The sequence below is a fragment of the Azonexus sp. genome (assembly GCF_049652925.1).
Taxonomy (GTDB): Bacteria; Pseudomonadota; Gammaproteobacteria; order Burkholderiales; family Rhodocyclaceae; genus Azonexus.
This window is the reverse complement of the sequence record NZ_JBASFI010000014.1, coordinates 72298-93427: the sequence shown is the minus strand read 5'-3', so window position 1 is coordinate 93427 and position 21130 is coordinate 72298. Positions and strand designations below refer to the sequence as shown.

The 21130-nt window shown below is 61.5% G+C and carries 18 protein-coding genes; 7 read left to right on the top strand and 11 right to left on the bottom strand.

What is annotated here, in order from left to right; genetic code table 11:
• Window positions 1-87 precede the first annotated feature (87 nt).
• Complete coding sequence (locus WBK19_RS06845) at window positions 88-1605, top strand: methyl-accepting chemotaxis protein (RefSeq protein ID WP_511288160.1); 1518 nt, start codon at window positions 88-90, stop codon at window positions 1603-1605.
• Between the two features lie 138 nt (window positions 1606-1743).
• Here WBK19_RS06845 and WBK19_RS06840 read toward each other — a convergent pair whose 3' ends face one another.
• The 4 genes from WBK19_RS06840 to WBK19_RS06825 all read right to left on the bottom strand — a co-directional run bounded on the left by WBK19_RS06840 (window position 1744) and on the right by WBK19_RS06825 (window position 7365).
• Window positions 1744-2433: a PEP-CTERM sorting domain-containing protein gene (locus WBK19_RS06840; RefSeq protein ID WP_511288158.1), complete on the bottom strand. Its 690-nt coding sequence runs from the start codon at window positions 2431-2433 to the stop codon at window positions 1744-1746.
• Window positions 2434-2704: 271 nt separating this feature from the next.
• Window positions 2705-3175, bottom strand: a complete 471-nt coding sequence (locus WBK19_RS06835; protein ID WP_511288156.1) for a WbuC family cupin fold metalloprotein — start codon at window positions 3173-3175, stop codon at window positions 2705-2707.
• Window positions 3172-6651, bottom strand: coding sequence for a DNA polymerase III subunit alpha (dnaE, locus tag WBK19_RS06830; RefSeq protein WP_511288154.1), 3480 nt, complete (start codon window positions 6649-6651; stop codon window positions 3172-3174). Before dnaE ends, WBK19_RS06835 begins: the two co-directional genes overlap by 4 nt.
• Window positions 6652-6693: 42 nt before the next feature.
• Window positions 6694-7365, bottom strand: coding sequence for a Crp/Fnr family transcriptional regulator (locus WBK19_RS06825; RefSeq protein ID WP_511288152.1), 672 nt, complete (start codon window positions 7363-7365; stop codon window positions 6694-6696).
• A gap of 146 nt (window positions 7366-7511) precedes the next feature.
• Here WBK19_RS06825 and WBK19_RS06820 point away from each other — a divergent pair, with 146 nt between their 5' ends.
• Window positions 7512-8339, top strand: a complete 828-nt coding sequence (locus tag WBK19_RS06820; RefSeq protein ID WP_511288150.1) for a hypothetical protein — start codon at window positions 7512-7514, stop codon at window positions 8337-8339.
• An 86-nt stretch (window positions 8340-8425) separates the two neighbouring features.
• Here WBK19_RS06820 and WBK19_RS06815 read toward each other — a convergent pair whose 3' ends face one another.
• A complete protein-coding gene (locus WBK19_RS06815; protein ID WP_511288148.1) occupies window positions 8426-9706 on the bottom strand; it encodes a cytochrome-c peroxidase in 1281 nt (426 codons plus the stop codon).
• A 58-nt stretch (window positions 9707-9764) separates the two neighbouring features.
• Window positions 9765-10067 carry a DUF4242 domain-containing protein gene (locus tag WBK19_RS06810; RefSeq protein ID WP_511288146.1) on the bottom strand — a complete coding sequence of 101 codons (303 nt, stop codon included), beginning with the start codon at window positions 10065-10067 and terminating at the stop codon, window positions 9765-9767.
• Window positions 10068-10247: 180 nt separating this feature from the next.
• Between WBK19_RS06810 and WBK19_RS06805 the strand changes: the two genes are divergently transcribed.
• The 3 genes from WBK19_RS06805 to WBK19_RS06795 all read left to right on the top strand — a co-directional run bounded on the left by WBK19_RS06805 (window position 10248) and on the right by WBK19_RS06795 (window position 12790).
• A complete protein-coding gene (locus WBK19_RS06805; protein ID WP_511288145.1) occupies window positions 10248-11036 on the top strand; it encodes an enoyl-CoA hydratase in 789 nt (262 codons plus the stop codon).
• 99 nt (window positions 11037-11135) lie between these two features.
• A complete protein-coding gene (locus WBK19_RS06800) occupies window positions 11136-12236 on the top strand; it encodes an exo-alpha-sialidase (RefSeq protein ID WP_511288143.1) in 1101 nt (366 codons plus the stop codon).
• A complete protein-coding gene (locus WBK19_RS06795) occupies window positions 12233-12790 on the top strand; it encodes a hypothetical protein (RefSeq protein ID WP_511288141.1) in 558 nt (185 codons plus the stop codon). Before WBK19_RS06800 ends, WBK19_RS06795 begins: the two co-directional genes overlap by 4 nt.
• 54 nt (window positions 12791-12844) lie before the next feature.
• Here WBK19_RS06795 and WBK19_RS06790 read toward each other — a convergent pair whose 3' ends face one another.
• From WBK19_RS06790 to WBK19_RS06770, 5 genes are all read right to left on the bottom strand, one after another.
• The gene (locus tag WBK19_RS06790) at window positions 12845-13828 is read right to left on the bottom strand and encodes an SdiA-regulated domain-containing protein (RefSeq protein ID WP_511288139.1); all 984 of its coding nucleotides are present in this window, start codon (window positions 13826-13828) and stop codon (window positions 12845-12847) included.
• 18 nt (window positions 13829-13846) lie between these two features.
• A complete protein-coding gene (locus WBK19_RS06785) occupies window positions 13847-14509 on the bottom strand; it encodes a lamin tail domain-containing protein (protein ID WP_511288137.1) in 663 nt (220 codons plus the stop codon).
• 260 nt (window positions 14510-14769) lie between these two features.
• Window positions 14770-15570 (bottom strand): response regulator, encoded by an 801-nt coding sequence (locus WBK19_RS06780; RefSeq protein ID WP_511288135.1) that lies wholly within the window; start codon window positions 15568-15570, stop codon window positions 14770-14772.
• Window positions 15571-15647: 77 nt separating this feature from the next.
• On the bottom strand, window positions 15648-16202 hold the full coding sequence (locus WBK19_RS06775) for a flavodoxin family protein (RefSeq protein WP_511288133.1): 555 nt from the start codon (window positions 16200-16202) through the stop codon (window positions 15648-15650).
• A gap of 34 nt (window positions 16203-16236) precedes the next feature.
• Complete coding sequence (locus WBK19_RS06770; RefSeq protein WP_511288131.1) at window positions 16237-16944, bottom strand: pirin family protein; 708 nt, start codon at window positions 16942-16944, stop codon at window positions 16237-16239.
• Window positions 16945-17049: 105 nt separating this feature from the next.
• Between WBK19_RS06770 and WBK19_RS06765 the strand changes: the two genes are divergently transcribed.
• Together WBK19_RS06765 and WBK19_RS06760 are read left to right on the top strand one after the other, a co-directional pair.
• Window positions 17050-17973 carry a LysR family transcriptional regulator gene (locus tag WBK19_RS06765; RefSeq protein WP_511288129.1) on the top strand — a complete coding sequence of 308 codons (924 nt, stop codon included), beginning with the start codon at window positions 17050-17052 and terminating at the stop codon, window positions 17971-17973.
• 61 nt (window positions 17974-18034) lie between these two features.
• On the top strand, window positions 18035-21121 hold the full coding sequence (locus WBK19_RS06760; RefSeq protein ID WP_511288127.1) for a CHASE domain-containing hybrid sensor histidine kinase/response regulator family protein: 3087 nt from the start codon (window positions 18035-18037) through the stop codon (window positions 21119-21121).
• Window positions 21122-21130 lie beyond the last annotated feature (9 nt).

The window sequence follows — 21130 nt, the reverse complement described above, 5'->3', positions numbered from 1 at the left end:
ATTGCCGCCACCCGGTTGCAGAGATCGGGCGGACGGCAAAAACTGCACCGCAATCCCGTTCACTAAAAAAGGTTCAGGAGACACACCATGGGATTTTTTGGCAACAGCGGCGCTCTCGAAAAGATTGACCGCGACATCGCGGCGATCGCTGACGGCAGCGCTGATCTTTCGTACTCGGTAGGCAAAGTCGGAAATGATCCTGCCGGACGCATTTCCGCCAACATCAACCGCTTTTTCAGTCGCGTCCGCGGCCTGATTTCGCACGCTCGCGAACGCAGCGTCAGCATTGCCGCCGATGCCGCCCGGATGAACAGCCAGGTGCAGCAGACCGACGATGCAGTACGCCGCCAGGAGGCTCTGGCGGCCAACGTTTTCGAGTCGAGCAACCTGGTCAACCAGGCGGTCAGCGAGGTGGCGAGGAATTCGGACGCGATCCAGGCATCGACCCAGAACAACCTCGATCTCGCCCAGCGCTCGCTCGAGCAGATGGAAACCGTGGCATCGACCATGCGGTCTACCAACGCCCACATCGAGCATTTCTCATCGACGGTTGCCGAGTTGCACACCAACTCGATGAAGATCGATCAGATCGTGTCGCTGATCAACGACATTTCCGACCAGACCAATCTGCTGGCGCTCAATGCCGCCATCGAGGCAGCCCGGGCTGGCGAGGCTGGCCGCGGGTTTGCCGTGGTCGCCGACGAAGTGCGAAAACTGGCGGAAAAGGTCAAGACCGCGACCCAGGTCATCGGCCAGAACACCCAGTCGATGATCAACCTCGTCTCCGATACCTCGGCCAAGACACAGACCATCGTCAGCGAAGTGACGCGGGCCAACGGCTACATCGAAACATCGGCAGCCGACCTGACAACCATGGTTGCCGACTTCAAGCAGACCACCGAGCAGTTGTCGTCGATCTCGAGCGCGATTTACAACCTGCGCGAAAGCAATCAGACGATACATCACGAAGTCGAAGGCATTCGCGACCACTCGCGCGACATTTCCGGCCGCATGAAACAGTGCCTGGACAGTGCCAAGACCCTGCGTGAATCGACCGAAGACCTGCAATGCACGCTGGCTGATTTCCGTACCGGTAACAGCATGTTCGACACGCTCCACGACAAGTGTGCCGGCTTCCGCGACAACGTCGTTGCCGTGCTGCAGCGAATGGCTGACCGCGGGGTCAATGTCTTCGATCAGGCCTACAAGGAAATCCCCGGCTCCAACCCGAAGCGTTACACGACGGCCTACGACAACCAGTGCGATGCCGAACTGACCCGCATGTACGACGACCTGCTACGTGACGTGCCCGGCCTGACCTATTCGCTGTCGGTCGACACCAACGGCTACGCCCCAGCCCACAACGGTGTCTTTTCCAATCAGCCAAGCGGCGACCCTGCCGTGGATCTGGTCAAATGCCGGCACAAGCGGATCTTCAACGACCCGGTCGGCCTCAAGTTGGCCAAGAACCAGAAGTCCTCGCTGTTCCAGACTTACGTCCGCGACACCGGCGAAATTCTGGCTGACCTCTCGATGCCCATCCTGATCGGTGGCCGCCACTGGGGCGCCGTGCGCATCGGTTTCAAGACCGATCTGGTCAAATAAAAATCCGACGCCAAGGTCTGGCAAAAACAAGGGCAACCGCCGACGGTTGCCCGACGGGTACATAAAAAAGCCTCTTGCATGCAAGAGGCTTTCTGCCAACTACGCCATCCATGCGGATGGCGTTATCAGACTGATCTTTCAGACACCAATCCGGCGACGGCGAACCATGGCGCCAACCACACCCAAACCGGCGAGCAGCATGGCGAAGGATTGGGGTTCCGGAACAGCTGCAACGCTGACATCAAGAATGACGTTGCTTTTCCCGATAGTCGCATAGCCGTCGTTCGCGGAAACAGCCCAAGCACCGAGGATATTGTAGATACTCACCGTAGCCTGGGTGGTACCAAGTTGGGCACCAGCCGAAGCCGTCCAAGGTGACGATACCAAGTCATCAAATGTGGTGCTATCAGTCAGCGGTGCCGACACCACGAGTTGCTTGGTCACGCTGGCGCCGGTGTTTACCAAATCCTGCACTGTCAAATTTCCGCCTGCAGACACTTTGGAGCCATCACCAAACTTGAGGTAAGAACCTTGTTCGCTCAGGTTGAAACCAGTCAGGGTGTAACCAGCATCTGCAGTGATGGTCAGCGCAACGATGGAACTGGTGTTTTTAATTCCCGAATAGCTTTCTACGCTGAAACCATCGCCGCTCGGAGCGAACGAAATTCCCGAAGCGGTAGGCATCAAAAGACCGAATTTTCCAAGGGCCGCATCATCATAGGTGATGGTGTAGTTGCCGGCGTCCAGCGTCTGCGTTGCAGCCAGCGCGCTGGTTGAGATCAAGGCCGTGGCGATTAGCGCGGCCAGCGGTTTAAGTTGATTGAACATTAGCACTCCTGCAAAGGACTAGCGAAGGGAAAGGTATTTGCAAAGACAATGCAAACGGAATGTCATGTTAGCAGCAGAAATTCCAATGTCAATTATATTTTTGCATAGCAACATGTCGCAATTTAGCGACAACCATTTAATTTAATTGGGTATTTTTTATAGCTGCCAAATCCATGCTGCGCCGCAATATTTTGTAAAAATGACAATGTCAGCGACAAATATTACGGCGCATCTAGTCCGTAGACGAACCGGGCACACGGAATTGGGCGACTCAGGCGAACAGTGTCTGCAGCGCTTTCAGGTAGTCGAAAGCAGCAGGCGCCCCCTCGGCTGGCGCCCAGGGGGCGCGTTCGGTTTCGGCGACAGGCACGTAGGGGCCAGCCTTGGCCTCGAAGAAGACGGTGCCTGGTTCCAGCGCGAGAACTGTATGGAAAACGCTATGCGGAATGTCGATACCGATCGCCTCGCCGCCGGCCTGCAGCACAATGCTACGGTCAACGGCATTTTCGGCCCGAAAAATGACAATTCCCAGTCGCCCACGGACGACAAGCAGCGTCTCATCCTTGTTCGAATCGAGGTGTCGGTGTGGAGCGACATACGATCCGGGCTCGATGGCAATCAGCAAACGGTGGGCCGGATAGGCATCCCCCGGATGAAAATTGCGATTTTTACGCCGGCGAGGTGCCTGCTCGGCCTCGGCTGTCAGGCTATCGAGCAGCGCCCGGTCGATCAGCCTCGTCACGAATAGACTATTTCCACGTTTTCGGGCTGTAGCCAGCCTGACAAGGCTTCGAGCAAGGCATCATCGAGCCGGACCCGCAGATCCTTGCCGAGTTGCAGTTCGCACTCGGCATCGGCATTCCGGTAGCGCACGCGCACGTCTGCCGAGCCCGGCGCGAACGGCGTCAGCAAGGACTTCAGTTTGCGGGCATCGGAATTGCCGTTCATTTTGAGCAGCAGATGCCGGGCGAAACGGGCGCGGGCTTCGCCCAGCGTCATGAGCTTGTCGGCAGTAACGCTATTGCCGCCGGAAAAGTCGTCGTAACGCACCTTGCCTTCAATAATCAGCACTTCGTCGGTGACGATCTTGGCGCGTTCGGCTTCGAACAGCTCGTTGAAGACGGTGACCTCGATCATGCCGGTGCCGTCGTCGAGTTGCACGAACAGCATTTTGCCGCGGCGGGTCATCTGGGTGCGGACGCCGACCACGACGCCAGCCAGCGTCGTCAGCTCCTTGGAAGGCTCCAGCCGATTGAGCGGCCGGCGCACGAAGCGCGACAGTTCTTTCTTGCAGGTGTTGTACGGGTGGCCGGAGAAGAAGAAGCCGAGCGCCGTCTTCTCTTCCATCAACTGCGTCTTTTCGTCCCACGGACGAACGTTGACGTATTCCGGGGCATGCTCGTCAGCCACGTCGCCGACGTCGAACAGGCTGGTCTGCATGGCGTTGCGTTCCATCTGCTCGGCAAAGTCCATGGCAATGCCAACAGTAGCCAGCAGCTTGGCGCGATCAGCGCCTTTGCCCGGCGCAACCAGCGGTGCGATGGCGTCAAAGGCGCCGGCCTTGATCAGCGCCTCGGTGGTCCGCCGATTGACCATGCGTTTGTCGCAACGCTGGCAGAAATCGAACAGATCCTTGAATGGGCCGCCGGTCTCGCGGGCCTTGAGGATCACGTTCACCGCCTGCTCGCCGGTACCCTTGACCGCGCCCAGACCGTAACGGATGGTGCCGCGGTCAACCGGCTCGAAACGGTAATTCGAGACATTGACGTCGGGGCCGAGCACCTTGATCTTGTTGGCGATGGTGTCTTCGTAAAAGATCTTCACCGAGTCGGTGTTGTCGAGATCGGACGACATCGTCGCCGCCATGAAGGCCGCGCAGTGGTGCGCCTTGAGCCAGGCGGTGTGATAGGTGACGACCGCGTAGGCGGCGGTGTGCGACTTGTTGAAGCCGTATTCCGCGAACTTGGTCATCAGGTCGAAGAGCTGCTCGGCCAGCGCCGGATCGTAGCCCTTTTCCTTGGCACCCGCCGCGATGGTCTCGCGGTGCTTGGCCATTTCCTCGGCCTTCTTCTTGCCCATCGCCCGGCGCAGCATGTCGGCGCCACCGAGCGTATAGCCGCCGATGATCTGCGAAATCTGCATAACCTGTTCCTGATACACGATGACGCCATAGGTCGGCGACAGGCAGGCGGTCAGGTCGGGGTGGAAATAGTCGATCTTCTGCTGACCCTTCTTGCGCAGGATGAAGTCATCGACCATCCCGGAACCGAGCGGGCCGGGGCGATAGAGCGCAAGCACAGCGATGATGTCTTCGAAACGGTCGGGCGCCAGCTTCTTGAGCAGCTTCTTCATGCCCTCCGATTCAACCTGGAAGATCGCCGTCGTATTGGCGTCCTTGAGAATCTGGTAGGCGGCCGGGTCGGTGAACCCGAGGCTCATCAAATCGAGCTTCTCGCCCGTCATCCGGCGGATGTACTCGACGGCCAGCTCGATAATCGTCAAGTTGCGCAGCCCCAGGAAGTCGAACTTGACGAGGCCGACCTTCTCGACGTCATCCTTGTCGAATTGCGACACCGTCGACGCGTCGCTGCCGGTGGCCTGATAGATCGGGCAGAAATCGGTGATCTTGCCCGGCGCGATGAGCACGCCGCCGGCATGCATGCCGACGTTGCGCGTCAAATCCTCAAGCCGGCTGGCCAGGTCGAACAGTTCGCGGACGGTTTCGCCATCGCCGTCGCCCTGCATCATTTCCTTGAGCTGCGGCTCCTGCTCGAGCGCCTCGGCCAGCGACACCGGCTTGTTCTGAACGATCGGAATGAGCTTGGAAATCCGGTCGCACATCGAATAGGGCAGACCAAAAACGCGGCCGACGTCGCGGATCACCGCCTTCGACGACATCGTGCCGAAGGTGGCAATCTGACTGACCGCGTCCTCACCGTAGTGCTGACGCACGTACTCGATGACGCGCCAACGGTTGTCCTGGCAGAAGTCGATATCGAAGTCGGGCATCGACACCCGTTCCGGATTCAGGAAACGCTCGAACAGCAGGGCGTAGGCCAGCGGGTCGAGGTCGGTAATGCGCAGGCTGTAGGCGACCAGCGAACCGGCGCCGGAACCCCGGCCCGGGCCGACCGGCACGCCGTTGTTCTTGGCCCAGTTGATGAAGTCGGCCACGATCAGGAAGTAGCCGGGGAAGCCCATCTGGAGAATGGTCTTGCACTCGAAGACGAGACGCTCGTCGTATTCCGGCCGGCGCTGGGCGCGCACTTCCGGGTCCGGGTACAACTCGGCAAGGCGAACTTCCAGCCCCTTCTTCGCCTCCTCGACCAGATATTCGCCATCGGTCATGCCCGGCGGAATCGGGAAATCGGGCAGGAAGTTCTTGCCCAGCGTCATCGTGATATTGCAGCGCCGGGCGATTTCCAGCGTATTTTCCAGCGCCTCTGGCAGATCGGCGAACAGCTCGACCATGTCGGCCTGGGTCTTGAAATACTGTTCCTCGGTATACAGCTTCGGCCGCCGCGTATCGCCCAGCACGTAGCCTTCGGCGATGCAGACCCGCGCTTCGTGGGCGCGGAAGTCGTCGCGGTTGAGGAACTGGATGGGATGCGTCGCGACCAGCGGAATGCCCGTTTCGCCGGCCAGATCGGCCGTCTGCTGGACGATGGCCTCCTGCTGCGCCTGGCCGTAACGCTGCACTTCGAGATAGAAGGCGCCGGGGAAGATCGCCTCCCAAGCCTTGGCCCGCTCGCCGGCCAGATCGAAATTGCCGTTCAACAGCGCTTCGCCGACATCGCCGAGATGCGCTCCGGACAAAGCGATCAGGCCGTCGCAGCCAACCTCGCCAAACCAGTCGCGATTGAGTTCAGCCCGGTCACGCCGGCCTTCGACCAGATAAGCCTTGCTCAGCAACTGGCACAACTGCTTGTAACCGGCGTTGTTGCGCGCCAGCAGCAGCAGGCGATAAGCATCGTCCGGCGACTCCGGATTGGCAATCCACACATCCGCCCCGGCAATCGGCTTGACCCCCTTGCCGCGCGCCCCGGAATAGAACTTGACCAGCCCGAACAGATTGCCGAGATCGGTCAAAGCCATGGCCGGCATGCCATCCCCCGCCGCGCGCTTGACAGCATCGCCGATGCGCACGATGCCATCGGTGACGGAGTATTCGGAATGGAGGCGGAGGTGGACGTAACGCGGCGAATTCATGGGCGACATTTTACCGCGGCCGGCCGGAGCGTTCCCGATTACATGATCAGGCTAGCCCTCGCTGACCACCCGCCGCAACCCGGCCACGTCGCGAATCAACGAAACCCCGCGCCGCGTCTCGACGAAATCCAGCGTGACGAATTCGCCCAACAGTCGGGCCACCACCTCGCGCGTCGTCCCCAGATGGAAGGCCATCTGCTGCTGCGTCATGCGCAGCACCCCGTCCGACGAAGCGTGCGTCAGCAGCAGGTTGGCCAGCCGCTGGTTGAGCTTGAACGAATGCACCTCCTCAAGCTCCGCCATGAGCCGGAAGACCAGCGTCGACAGCGTGCGCACCGTCAGATCGCGAATCACCGGCTCCTCGGCAAAAAGCGCCCGGAACAGCGGACCGGGCAGGAAAGCCAGCGTCGTTTCCGCCACAGCCTGCACCCAGGCCGGATAGAGCAGATCGTTGAACAGGCTGTTCAGGGCAAAGACGCAAGTCTCGCCGGCATCGATCAAATACATCGTCGCCTCAGTGCCGTTCGGCGCCAGCGAATAAACCCGCAAGCGCCCTTCCAGCACGAAGTAGGCCCCGGAAATCTGCTGCCCCTTGAACAACAAGGGCGCCTCGGAAACCGCATGCCGACTCACCACACCCTCGCGCAACCGGCTCTTGCCAGCCGCCGTCAGGCTGGAAAACGGACTGAAATCCTCAAGCTTGATCATCGCCTGCCCTTGCATGACCGACCCCCTCCCTGCTCACGGCCGGGCAACGAAAATCAGATACACCACCGACCGGCAGTGCCGACGAGTTTAATGCCATAGGAATTAACCAAACAAGAACCCGGCGATATGGCGAGACGTATTGCTACGGTCAACCGGAAAAAATGGCCAAAATTGGAATCCTTTTGCTGGACTTCCACGGCGCCCAAAACACTGCGCCAGAGACATGTCATTTGCAATTTCAGCCAAAAATTCATACTGTCCGGTATGTCATCCGGAACCAGTCGAATATATGCAAGCTCCCGCTCAAAATAAATGCTGCACATTCACCTTTAGTTGTCATATCCACCAGCTTATTGGACACGTTTCCGAATTGGGCAAAAGTTTTGTCGTCTGGTATTAGTAGACGTCACATGTCTTCCCCTTCCCCTGAGCTCCTGGCACTCCTCGAACACCGGGTTACCGCCGTTGCAATTGGGCATCTTGCGCTTAGACACTCCATGACTTGGGATGAGCCCCCATCCCTTCAAGTGTGCTTCGATGGAAAGCAGGTTATCGAAGGCAAAGCCACCGGCTTCACAAACGGAGCAATAGAAGCCGCTATCGTTCATTGTCGAGCGCTGCTGGAATTCCTTGGCCTTGCTGGTAAGAATCAAACGCAATTATTAGAGCGCAAAGCCAAAGCCAAAGCCAAAGATGATGACATCGGTGTTGAACACTTTCCTGGGTTATCCATGCTCTCAATTGAAAAAGCGGTGAGTTCGTATCCTGGCCCACACCTTGAGGCCGAATCCGCTCTAGCTTATGTCGCATACCTCGCAAACAAAGGTCTGGCACATACAACGTCCTCTTTCACCACGCACGACAGTGGAGCTGAACTGCTTGAAATTGCGTTCCGAGGCATCCCGGTACTGGTTGTGAACAATTTCTACGTGCCTCTCGGTATCCAACCTCCCTCCTATGAACTTCAAAGCCGCCTGCGTGCTGCCTAATTAGTAATTTGGCCTCATTCAAGCAGATTTCATTTTTAGCCACTTTTTCCGGTTGACCGTAGCAACGGCGCCCAATCCTCCGGAAATCAGCTTCTCCCCTTTCCAGCCCCGGCCACCAGCCGATCACTGCTCAACGCCTCCAGAAACGCCACGAGGTCGGCCACTTCCTTGTCGCCTATCGGTGAGCGGTCGGCCTTGCCGAGCTGGCGGTCATCGTTGAGCCAGGTGTTGAGTTTGCCGGAACGGCCGAGTTGGGCGCTGGCCATGATGCGGACGACGTTTTCGAGTTTGTCGACCGATCCGTTGTGCAGCCAGGGGCCGGTCAGCGCGACGTTGCGCAGCGAGGCTATGCGCCAGGTGCCGCGTTGGCCGTCGAGCAGCAGGTCGTACTGCTTTTCGTAGGGCGAGGCGTTGGCAGGGAAGATGCGGAAGGCCGATTCGCCGCCGATCAGGCCGGCGTCGCTGAAGCTGGGGCCGCGATGGCAGAGCACGCAGCCGACCGACTCAAAAAGGGCCATGCCGCGTAGTTGGGCCGGGTTGAGCGCCGTGGCGTCGCCGCGCACGAAGCGGTCGTAGGGGGCGTCGGGCGTGATCAGCGTGCGTTCGTAGGCGGCGATGGCCTGGGCGATGCGCTCGAAAGTGATCGGCTGGCGGTCGCCGAAGGCGCGGGCAAAGTCATTGCGGTAGCTGGCGTCCTGGCGCAGTCGGCGTTCGGCTTCGGCCGGCGTGGACAGGCCCATCTCGATGGGGTTGAGGATGGGCCCCGTGGCCTGTTCTTCGAGCGATGCGGCGCGACCGTCCCAGAATTGGCGCGACATGAAGGCGGCGTTCCACACCGTGGGAGTGTTGCGCGGGCCGCTCTGGCGGTCGATGCCGAGCGCCGTCGGCCGGGCATCGGCGCCGGCATGGCTGTACAGGTCGTGGCAGGCGGCGCAGGACAGCGTGCCGTCGCCGGAGAGTTTCTTTTCGTTGAAGAGCCGCTGGCCGAGGGTCACCTTGGCCGCGTTGCCGGGGTTGTCGGCCGGCTCGGGCGCCGCTTCCGGCAGCGCTTCCCAGACGTAGTGGGCTTGGCGGGCCGGCGCCGGGTTGATGAAGCCGGTGTCGAATTGTTCATCTCCCCTTGGCGCCACGGCCTGAATGGCCAGCAAGGGTGCGATTGTCTGTTCGGGCAGGCGTTCGATGGCCAGGGCGACGGCCATCTTGATGCCGAAGGCGACAAAGCCCATGCCGAACAGGCCGGTGAGCAGCCAGCGCCCGGCAACGTTGAGGCCGGCGAACGGCCCGAGTTCGCGGTGCACCATGAAGGCGAGGGTGGCGAAGCCGATGAGGACGGCGGGAAGGCCGATGGCTAGTAGTGCGTTGTCCATGATGGAACCTTTGGGATAACCAGCGGCAGGCGCTTGTGGCCCGCCGCCCGGCCGGCAATCAGGCGCGACGACGGAAGAAGGTGTCGCCCGGCGTGGCTGTAGTGATTTCGCTGATGTCGTCGTAGGGCAGGCCGACGCGCTGGTGGGCGCGGCGCACCGACTCGGCGTCCGGCGCCAGATTCAGGCAGAAGGCGCGGCCTTCGGCAAAGCCGACATGGGTGCGCAGGGGAATGACGCCCTCGGCCTGACAGGCGGTTTCGTACTGGGTGAAGAAGACTTCGAATTCCTCCGGGCTCAGTTGCGCAGGGAAGGTGCCGCGAGCGCGGTCGTGGGTGTCGAGAAAATAACGCATGCCTTGCATTTGGCTGTTCTCCTTGAATGATCACGGGATGCTGCGGGAGCTACCTTAATCACCGGCCAAACCGCGGTCTGTACCAAAAGCCACACAAGCGACAGCCCGATCTCCGGGGGTAGAATCAGCGTTTATTGATAGACCATCGGCCACACGGCCGGCCCCATAACACCAACGATGGAGACACCCATGACCACCACCGAACCCCTCGTCCTGCGCACCGACCGCGCCGACGGCCTGACCACACTGATCCTGAACCGTCCCGGTCAGTTCAACTCGCTGTCGAAGGACATGCTGAGCGCCCTGCAGGCTGAACTGGACGCCATCGCCGGCTCGAACGGCGTGCGTGTGGTTGTTATCGCCGGGGCTGGCAAGGCGTTTTGCGCCGGCCATGACCTCAAGGAAATGCGCGGCAATCACAGCAAGGAGTTCATGCAGGCGCTGTTCAAGCAGTGCGGCCAGCTCATGCTGAGCATCACGCAGATGCCGCAGCCGGTCATCGCCCGCGTGCATGGCATCGCCACGGCTGCGGGTTGCCAGCTGGTGTCGATGTGCGATCTGGCGGTGGCGGCCGATGTCGCCAAGTTTGCGGTTTCCGGCATCAACGTCGGGCTGTTCTGCTCGACGCCGGCCGTTGGCCTGGCCCGCAACCTGGGCCGCAAGGCGGCGCTCGAAATGCTGCTCACCGGCGAGTTCATCGACGCCATGGAAGCCCGCGCCAAGGGCCTGGTCAATCGCGTTGTCCCGCTTGATGCGCTGGATGCTGAAATCGAACGACTGGCCGGCAACATCCTCGGCAAGAGCGCCGTCGCCATCCGCATGGGCAAGGGCATGTTCTACAAGCAGCTGGAAATGGGCCTGACCGAGGCCTATGACTACGCCGGCGAGGTGATGGCCTGCAACATGATGAGCGAGGATGCCGGCGAGGGCATCGACGCTTTCATGCAGAAGCGCAAGCCGGAATACAAGGGTTGCTGAGCGGCTGGTGGTCATTCCCGCTAAAGCGGGAATGACTCTTGACCCAAGCGGATCTCAGCCGACCGGAACTCGCCGGAAAGCGGGTTAGAATTCCGGCCCATGCCGGTCGCCGCCCGCCCTCTCCTGTTGCTGCTGTTCATTGGCGCGCTGGCCGGGGCTTTCTGGCGGGCGCCAAGCCCTGCCGCGCCGGCTTTCGCGCCGCCCCCCGCCGCCACGCTATCGACGCTGCCTGCGCTCTTCGTCAATGAAATGCTGTGGCGTGAAACAGGTGCGGCAGCCGCCCCCAATCTGACCGAATTGCCCGACGGCCGCATTGCCGCGGCCTGGCTGGCTGGCCCTGAGGACGCGATGACCGTCCATTTCAGCGTGCGTGATCGTGGCGGCTGGCGTAGCCCGGTGCGGGTCGCCACAGCCGAAAGCACGGCCGGCGGCACCTTTGCCCAGATCGGCCGACTCGGCAATCCGGTCCTGCACGCCGAAGGGAGCTGGCTGCATCTGTGGTATGCCAGCAGCACGCTGGGCAGTTCGATCAACCATAGTTTTTCTACCGACGGCGGCAAGAGCTGGACCAAACCGGCCCGCCTGCAAACCTCGCCGTTCGCCAATTTCGGCGGCGCTGTCCGGACCGCCCCCGTGCCGCTGGCCGATGGCAGTCTGGGGCTGCCGATCAGCCACGATTTCATCGGCCAGCATGGGGAATGGCTTCGCCTGTCAGCAACCGGCCAGATTCTCGACAAGACTCGCCTGCCCGGCGCTGGTGCCACGCTGCAACCAGCCGTTGCCGCCCTCGACGAGCAGCGGGCGATAGCCGTGTTGCGTGATGCCGGCCCGGCGCCCGGTTCGGTTCGCGTGGCGACAACCGACAATGGCGGCCGGCACTGGCAGGCGGGCGACGCCCTCGGCGTAGCCAACCCGAATTCCTCCGTCGCCCTGCTGCGCCTGAAGAGCGGCCGGCTTCTGCTCGCCGGCAACCCGGCCAGCGGGCGGCAAGCCTTGATGCTCTGGCTGTCGGCCGATCAGGGCAAGACCTGGCAGGAAGTGCGCACCGTCGAAACCGCCCCCGACGGTGGCGCCGACTACGCCAACCCGTCCCTGCTGCTCGGCCGCGACGGACGCATCCACCTCGCCTACGACTGGCGCCGCCAAGGCATCAAGCATGTCGTCTTCAGCGAAGCCTGGCTCGACGGAGGGCAGCCATGAACCTGCTGGCCGCCTACGGTCTACTCGCCCACGCCCTCATTTTCGGGGCGCTGACCGCCCTCGTACCCTTCGGCGAGATGCGCGCCCGCGTCGCCCTGGCGGCGACCACGCTGGCTTTGGTGGTCGGCATTGCGCCCGGCATGCACGCTTTTTTCGGGACGCCGTCGCTGACCCTGGTGGCGCTGGCCGTCCTGCAACTGGCTGACAAAACGCCCTTGCCGATTGGCTACCGCCCAGCTCTTGGCCTGCTCGTATTCGCCATACCGTTCTATGCGGCATCGCTCGGCTTGGGATCGTTCGATCCGTATGCCCTCGGCTATCAGCCGACATTACTGCTGGCCGCGTTGCTGCCGCTCGGTCTGGCCTTGTGGTGGAAGCGGCTGGATATCTGGCTGGCGATTCTCGCCATCGACCTCGCCGGCTACGCCAGCGGCGTTTTCGCCAACCTGTGGGATGTTCTGCTCGACCCGATGCTCGTGCTGCTGGCGCTGATCGTCGTCGTCCGCCGGATCACCATCCGCCGGCTGGCGACAAAAATTGGCAAGGCCGGCTGAGTCAACGAAAACGGGGGCCGAAGCCCCCGTCTGTCTCGCTGAAAATCCCGCGGATCAGGCCGTCAGTTTCCTGCGGCGAGCCACGGCACCGAGCAGACCAAGACCAGCCAGCAACATGGCATAGGTTTCCGGCTCGGGAACCGGGGCGGCCAGCACTATCAGCCGCGAACGGGCCAGGCTGTCGAGCACGCTGCCATCCTGTTCCTGCTCGGCGACCAGATAGATGATGCCCTTTTCGTCGATGGTCACGCCTTCGATTGCGTTGTGCGGAACGATGCCCGACAGGTCGAGGCTGCTCTTGATGACGCCGGAACGGGTTACTTCAACCAGCATGTTCGAACCGAGGCTGAGAATCAGCAGGTTGTCGGCAGCCGTGGTACCGACCAGCGAATTGACGCCGGAGAGGGTCTGGATGTCAGACAGCGTCGCCAAGCCCAGGGAACCGGGGTTGAACAGTTGCGTCATGTTGGCCGCACCGCCGCCCGAGGCAAAACTGAGGGTGCCGCCCAAGACATCTTCCGGGTCAAGCTGTTTGACGGTGATGAAGCTGCCACCGTTGCGCGCATCGTAGCTGATGCCTTCCATGCCGTTATTGCCAACAGAGTCATTGCTGATCGACACGCTGCTGCTGGCCAAGGTGGCTGTACCGCCGGCCACGTAGGAAAAGCGATAGGCGTCGTACAGGCGCTCTTCGCCGACGACCAGCACGCCACCGCCCAGATAGGTCAGGCCTTCGGTGTCGTGCTTCGTGCTGCCGGTGCCGGCCCATTCGAAGTTCATGTAGCCCAGCGTCTGGCCGGTCTTGGAAATTTCGATGACGCCAGTGCCCTCGTCGCCGACGAAGAACAGCGAGCCACGATCCTGGGCGTAGGTAATGGCCGAGGCTTCCAGGCCGGAAATACCGCCGCTCGTGCCGTTAAACGCATCCAGCGAGTAGATACCGCTCACCGCGTAATTGGCCAGATTCAGTGAATCTGCGGCGTGCGCGGCAAAGCTGCTGGCGGCGGCCAGAGCGAGAATCAGATGTTTGAGTTTCATGGTCGATGCCTTCCTGAATCAGCGCTGACGCTTGCGCGCCAGGGCGCCGACAATGCCAAGCCCGGCGAGCAGCATGGCGTAGGTTTCGGGTTCCGGAACGGCGGCAATACTGCCCGGCGAGCCGATTTCGCTAACACTGTTGGCGGCCACGAAGGCGCCGTTGATACCGACGACGCTGAGCTGGGAAACGGCCGCGTTGTTGAGGCCGGCAGCGTTGTCGAAGCTCTGGTAGGGCGTGCTCGAATCCGATGCGCCGAAGGTGACCTTTGCCTGCAGGGCGCCGGAGGCGTTGAAAATATTGAGCGCATCGCTGCTGGTGCTCAGGCCGATACTCGAGCCACTGTAATAGCCAACGGCGAGGCTGGCAGGAACGCTGCCGCCAAACCAGTTGGTCTTGAAGAGTTCAGTTTTGGCGGCATTGCCTTCGAGAAAAATCACCGACTGGCCCGCAGCAATGCTGGTAATGCCGTTAAGGGTCGCAGCAGAGGAGAACAAACCCGAGCTGTCATCCACCTTCCAGCCGGTGATGTCGACCGCGCTGCTACCGGTATTGGTCAGTTCGAACCAGTCGGCGCCGACCGGTGAATTGCCGCTGCTCCACGGAGCGACTTCGGTAATGGTGACCGCCGCGGAAGCGGCAAACGAAGTGACAGCCAGCATGGCCGCGGCGATGTAACGCATTGAGTTCTTCACAATTGCTCCAGTCGATTCCGAATAGGGGAAATGGCACCCCTCGGCCGAATGCGAGTTGTGGCGACACCGGCACCGGGGAATGCTCTGGAGATTGGCGGATGCACATTGCAGGTTTGTGACACAGGCCGCAAACGGCATAGTCCGAATGGATCAAGGCCTCATTGCTGGCGCGCCGAAACCGTGAAGTTTTTCAGGTTTCGTCGCAAAAACCTGCCGGGAAGCGCGGCGCTTCAACGGCACGAGCGTGCTTAGCGGGTCAGCGCTTCGCTGATCAGGCGGCGAATGCTGCCGGCCTCGAAAGGCTTGTCGCAGATGGCGGAAACACCGGCCCGCTCGACGGCGGCCAGACGGCCCATGTTCTGCTCGCTGGTCACCATGAGCACCGGCACCTCGGCCTGCCAGCTTTGCGTGCGGATATATTCGGTCAGTTCGCGACCATCCATTTCAGGCATGTTGTAGTCGGTAATGACCAGATCGACCATGGCCTGTTCGAGCAGCGCCACGGCCTCCTTGCCATTGACCGCCTCGGTAACGCGCTCGATGCCGAGTTCAGTCAAGAGCCGGTGCAAATGGCGACGCGACGACAGGCTGTCGTCGACGAGCAGGACGCGCAGGTTTTCGATTTCGGCGACATCAAGGTCTTCCGGCGGATTGAGGTAGTCGGCGGCGGCATACAGCGCGCGCGACAACTGCTGTTCGTTGAAGGGCTTGGCGACGATGCTGCAGGCACCGGACTGGCGCACCGGCTCAAGCACCTGCGGCCGGGTTTCGCTGGAGACCAGGATGAAGGGTACGGTTTCGAAATCCGGATTGGCGCGCATGGCGGCGACCAGCTCGGTGCCGGCCAGATCGGGCAGGTAGAGGCTGCTGATCACGATGACGTTGGCGCTTTCTGCTTTGAGCAAAAGCAGCGCGGCTCCGGCCGTGTCGACGGTGGTGACTTTGCGGACGCCCTGGTGTTCCAGCATACGTGTGACCAGATGCGCCTGCATCTGCGACGGCTCGACGAGAATGATGGCGAGGTCAGCCAGCGAGGTAGTCAGTGCCATGCGATCACTCCGGAGCAAAGGGGAATGATCTCACTATAGCAGCGAGCGGGCAGCCGGGGGGCCACCCGCTCAAGCCTTTAGCCCTGCAGGCGGGTGGCGATTTCGGCGACGCGCTGGCCGTAGCGTTTGGCAGTATCGAGATCGCCGGTCGGGACTTCGTCGACGCTGGCGTCGGAGGGCGAGCGGACGAGCAGGCCGGCCGAGCCGCCGAGATGGTTCACATCGGCATGCGTTGCGGCCTTGCTATTGGCCGGCAGGATGCCGAGGCTGACCCAGATGCCACCATGCTGCGAGGCCAGCGTGTGCAGCTGAATCATCGTCGCGCCTTTATCGCCGACCGGGCTGGCGCTGTTGGTGAAGCCGCCGAAGACCTTGTCCTGCCAGGCCCGCGAATACCAGGGCTTGGACGAGGCATCGGCAAATTTCTTGAACTGCCAGCTCGGGCCGCCCATGTAGGTCGGCGTGCCAAAGATGATGGCGTCGGCGGCGGCCAGCTGTTCCCAGCCAGCTTCGGGCAGGTTGCCTTCGGCATCAATGGCCAGCAGCTCGGCGCCGGCGCCTTCGGCGACGACTTCGGCAACTCGCTTGGTGTGGCCGTAACCGGAGTGATAAACGAGGATGGTGTTGCTCATGCTGTTTTCCTTTTATTAATTATTGAAAGTCGGGTCATGCGACAGGCGGCAGGTCAAAGAGCAAAAATTCCGCTTCTTCACTCGCCAAAAACTTGAGATCGGTTTCATCGGCAATCTTGGCGCCGTCGCCGGCATTTACGTTTTTGCCGTTTATTTCCAGTTGACCGTAGATAACCTGAACGTAGCCCAGCCGGCCGCCCTGCAGGCGGTAGTCGATGCTTTCGCCGGGCGCCAGTACGCTGGCCCACAGCCGGGCATCCTGGCCGATGGTCGTGCTGCCGTCGGCACCGTCCGGCGAAGCCACGAGCCGCCAGCGGCCGCGCATTTCGTCGAGCGGCAGGGCCTGTTGTTCGTAGCTGGCCGGCGTACCGTGCTGCGCCGGTTGGATCCAGATCTGCAGCAGGTGCGTTTCTTCGTCGGCCGACGGGTTGGATTCGCTGTGCAGGATGCCCTTGCCGGCGCTCATGCGCTGCACTTCGCCGCGCCGGATCAAGCCGCCGTGGCCGAGACTGTCCTTGTGCTCCAGCGTACCGGAGAGAATGTAGGTGACAATTTCCATGTCGCGATGGCCGTGCCGGCCGAAACCGGTGCCCGGGGCGACGCGGTCCTCGTTGATGACGCGCAGGGCGCCCCAGCCCATTTCGTCCGGGTCGTGATAATCGGCAAAGGAAAAACTGTGTTTGGCGCGCAGCCAACCGTGATCGGCATAACCGCGTTCGGCAGAAGGGCGAAGCTGGATCATTGCAGTCTCCTTGTGAATGAATCGTAATGATTAGTCACCATAGTATTGATGGTGTTCAACAATAAACAGCGAATAATTGCGGCGTTACCGGTTAATATTTTTCACATGAAAATCTCGCTCGATCTGCTCCTCATCCTCGACGCCATCGAACGCCTGGGCAGCTTCACCGCGGCCGCCGCTTCGCTGCATCGTGTGCCGTCCGCGCTGTCACATGCCGTGGCCAAACTCGAATGCGATCTCGGCATCACGCTGTTCCGGCGCGAAGGACGCAAGGCCACGCTCAACGAGGCCGGGCGCACGCTGCTCGACGATGGCCGCCACCTGCTGCGCGCGGCGAGCGAACTGGAGCGCCGCGTCCAGCGCATCGCCGACGGCTGGGAAGCCGAACTGCGCATCGCGCTCGATGCGGTCATTCCGATTGAACGCATCTTTCCGCTGCTCAAACGCTTCTACGCCGCCGGGCACGGGACGCAGATCAGGCTCTCCAACGAAGTACTCGGCGGCACCTGGGACGCCCTGGCGACCGGCCGGGCCGACCTGGCCATCGGGGCGCCGGGCGACCCACCGTCACGCAGCGGCATCGCTACAAGCCTGTTGTGCACGCACACCGATTTCGTCTTCGCCATCGCCCCAGAGCACCTTCTGGCCGCCTGGCCGGGCATCATCCCGGCCAGCGAACTGCTGCACCACCGCGCCGTCGTCGTCGCCGACACTTCGCAGGAGCTCGATGCCCGCACCATCGGCCTGCTTGAAGGGCAGGATGTTTTGCGCGTTCCCGACATTCGCGCCAAGGTGGCGGCCCAGGTCGCCGGACTGGGCATTGGCCACCTGCCGCGCTGGCTGGCCGAGCCAGAAATCGCCAACGGACGACTGGTGAAAAAAGACCTCGCCACAGCCCGCCCGTCCATCCCGATGCACACCGCCTGGCGCACCCGCCAGGACGGCAAGGCGCTCCTCTGGTTCATTAATGAACTGGCCGACAGCACAATGACAAACGCATTAACCGAAGGTCTCCATTCCGGGCATTAACCCGGTCCACAGCTGCGTCATATAGTGCTATCGTAAAGAGCGTTCGACAAAAAACACAGCAATGAAAAAGTCCAGCCCAAGCCCGTTCGACAGCATGCAAAGGGGCCACTATCTCCCGCAGTTTCTGCTGCACGAAGGCGGTGCCTGGATTGCCCTTGGCATCATTCTGGCCGTCACGGCGGTGCTCTACGGCATCGTTCGGCAAAGCACCGAGGAACAGATTTACCAGCGATTCCTCTACCGGGCCGAACAGGAACGGAGCACCCTGCTCTTTCGCCTTCAGGCCCACGCCCAGGTCCTGCGGGGCGCTGCAGCCTTCGTCGAGGCGAGCGATGACGTCAGGCGCGACGAATGGCAACGCTATGTGCGCAACCTGCAGCTCGACAAAACGCTACCCGGCATCCAGGCCACCGGGTTTTCGCTGATGGTCGAGGCGCGCGACAGGGCTGCACATGAGCAGACAGTCCGCAACGAAGGTTTTTCGGGCTATGCCATCAAACCCGAAGGGGCACGCGAGCAGTACAGCAGTATCGTTTTTCTCGAACCATTTTCCGATGTCAACCAGCGCGCATTCGGCTACGACATGTTCTCCGAGCCCGTTCGCCGCCTTGCCATGACGCGGGCGCGGGACAGCGGCGAACCAGCCCTGTCGGGAAAAATTACCCTCCTTCAGGAAAACGACGGGCAGCCCCAGCCGGGCTTCCTGATTTACGTACCGGTGTTCCGCAGCGGCCAGCCCCACGACAGCATCGAAGAACGCCGGGCGGCACTGCGCGGCTTCAGCTATGCCGCTTTCCGCGCCCGCGATCTGCTCGGCAGCATCTTCAACCCGAATAACAAGGATGTCGAAATCGAGTTATACGACACGACAGTGGCGCCGGAAAATCTGCTTTTTGATTCGCACCCCGGCAACAAGGCAAGCACCTACGGGCGCCAGCGAGTAACCCTGCCCATCGAATATGCTGGCCACCAGTGGATCGCCCAGCTACGCAGCAGCCCGGAGTTCGACCGCATCACCCTGACAGCGCTGCCCTTCAGCATCGCCTTCAGCGGCATTCTGGGCGGCCTGGCGGCCTTTTTCTGGGTGCGCCGCAACAATGGCTACCGGCGGCACATCACGATCTACGCCGATCGCCTGCGCAAGAATGAGAAACGCCTGCGCACGCTGATCGACACCTTGCCTGACATTGTTTGCCTGAAGGATGGCGCCGGCCGCTGGACGGAAGCCAACAGCACCCTGCTCCGCATGCTTGGCCTGGGCAACACCGACTACCGCGGCTCGACCAGCCAGGAGTTGGCCACCTCGGGCAAATTCAACACGATGCCGCTGACGCTGCTCGATGCCTCGGATGAACGCACCTGGGGCAACGGCGGCCGTCTTGATGAAGAACTGATTTTTCTTGACCACGAGGGCAACGAACAGGTTTTCGAGATTGCCAAGGTGCCGCTTTTCGGGCCCGACGGCAACCGGCAGGCGCTGGTCATGGTCGGCCACGACATCACCAAGCGTGTTCAGGTTGAAAAGGAGTTGCGCTCAGCCGAGCACAAGTTCCGCGGTCTGGTCGAGCAGTCGCTGGCTGGCGTCTACATTATTCAGGGGCGCTATTTCCGCTACGTTAACCCATGGTTTTCCAGGGTCTTCGGCTACGACTCGCCGGGGGAAATCATCAACCACGTTGCGGTCATCGATCTGGTGGCCCCGCAAGACCGGCAGATGGTTGCCGACAACGTCCGCCGGCGGGAAAGCGGGGAAATCGAAGCTCTGCACTATGGGTTCACCGGCCTGCGCCGGGACGGCGGCACGGTGGACGTCGAAGTCTTCGGCACGGCGGTCGATTACGAAGGGCAACCGGCCGTGATCGGGATCATCATCGATATTTCCAAGCGCAAGCAGGCCGAGGCTGAACTGAACCGCCACCGATTGCACCTCGAAGAGCTGGTCGCCACACGCACGGCCGATCTGCAACTGGCCAAGGAGTCGGCCGAAGCGGCCAGTCGCGCCAAGAGCACTTTCCTCGCCAACATGAGTCACGAATTGCGCACGCCGATGAATGCCATCATCGGCCTGACGCATATCCTGAACCGGCGCAGCAGCGACCCTGATCAGCGCGACAAGCTGGGGAAGATAGACAAGGCGGCCAGCCATCTGCTGAGCCTGCTCAACGACATTCTCGACCTGTCGAAAATCGACGCCGAGCGGCTCAAGCTGGAACAAACGACGCTGCGCCTGGGCAGCGTCATTGCCAATATCGAAAGCCTGGTCAGCGACAAACTGGCCGCCAAGGGCCTGCCGCTTCTACTCGACATCGAGCCGCGGTTGGCCGATGCCAAATTGCTGGGCGACCCGCTGCGCCTGCAGCAGATTTTGCTCAACGTAGTCGACAACGCCGTCAAGTTCACCGAGCACGGCAGCATTTCCATCGCCGCCACAACGGCCGACGAGACGGCGAGCTCGCTGACCGCCCAGCTGACCATTCGGGACACTGGCATCGGCATTTCACCCGAGGCGCAGGGCAGGATCTTCTCGCCGTTCGAACAGGCCGACGGTTCGACCACCCGGCGCCATGGCGGCACGGGACTGGGACTGGCCATCGTGCACCAGCTCGTCCGGCTCATGAATGGCCGCATTGAACTGCACAGCACACCGGATGTTGGCAGCACCTTCACACTGACCATCTGCTTCACCAAGGCGGAGACGGATACGGCGGATCTCTCCGCGACGCCGACCGAAACGGCAACCGACGCCTGGCTCGGCGACTTCAGCGGCAAGCTGGTGCTGCTGGCGGAAGACGACCCGATCAATCAGGAAGTGGCGCTCGAATTGCTGCAATGCCTGCCCGGGCTGACCATCGACGTCGCCGATGACGGGGCCATTGCGCTCGAAAAGGCCGGCAAAAACCGCTACGACCTGATCCTGATGGACATGCAGATGCCGAACCTGGACGGCCTGGAAGCGACGATTGCCATTCGCCTGCTACCCGGCTATGAGGCCACGCCGATTCTGGCCATGACCGCCAATGCTTTCGCCGAAGACAGGGCGATGTGCCTGGCGGCGGGCATGTCGGACTTCATCGCCAAGCCGGTCAAGCCGGAACTGCTCTACGCCAAACTGGAGCAATGGCTGGGCATGACGGCCAATTCGGCCTGATTTCGTTTT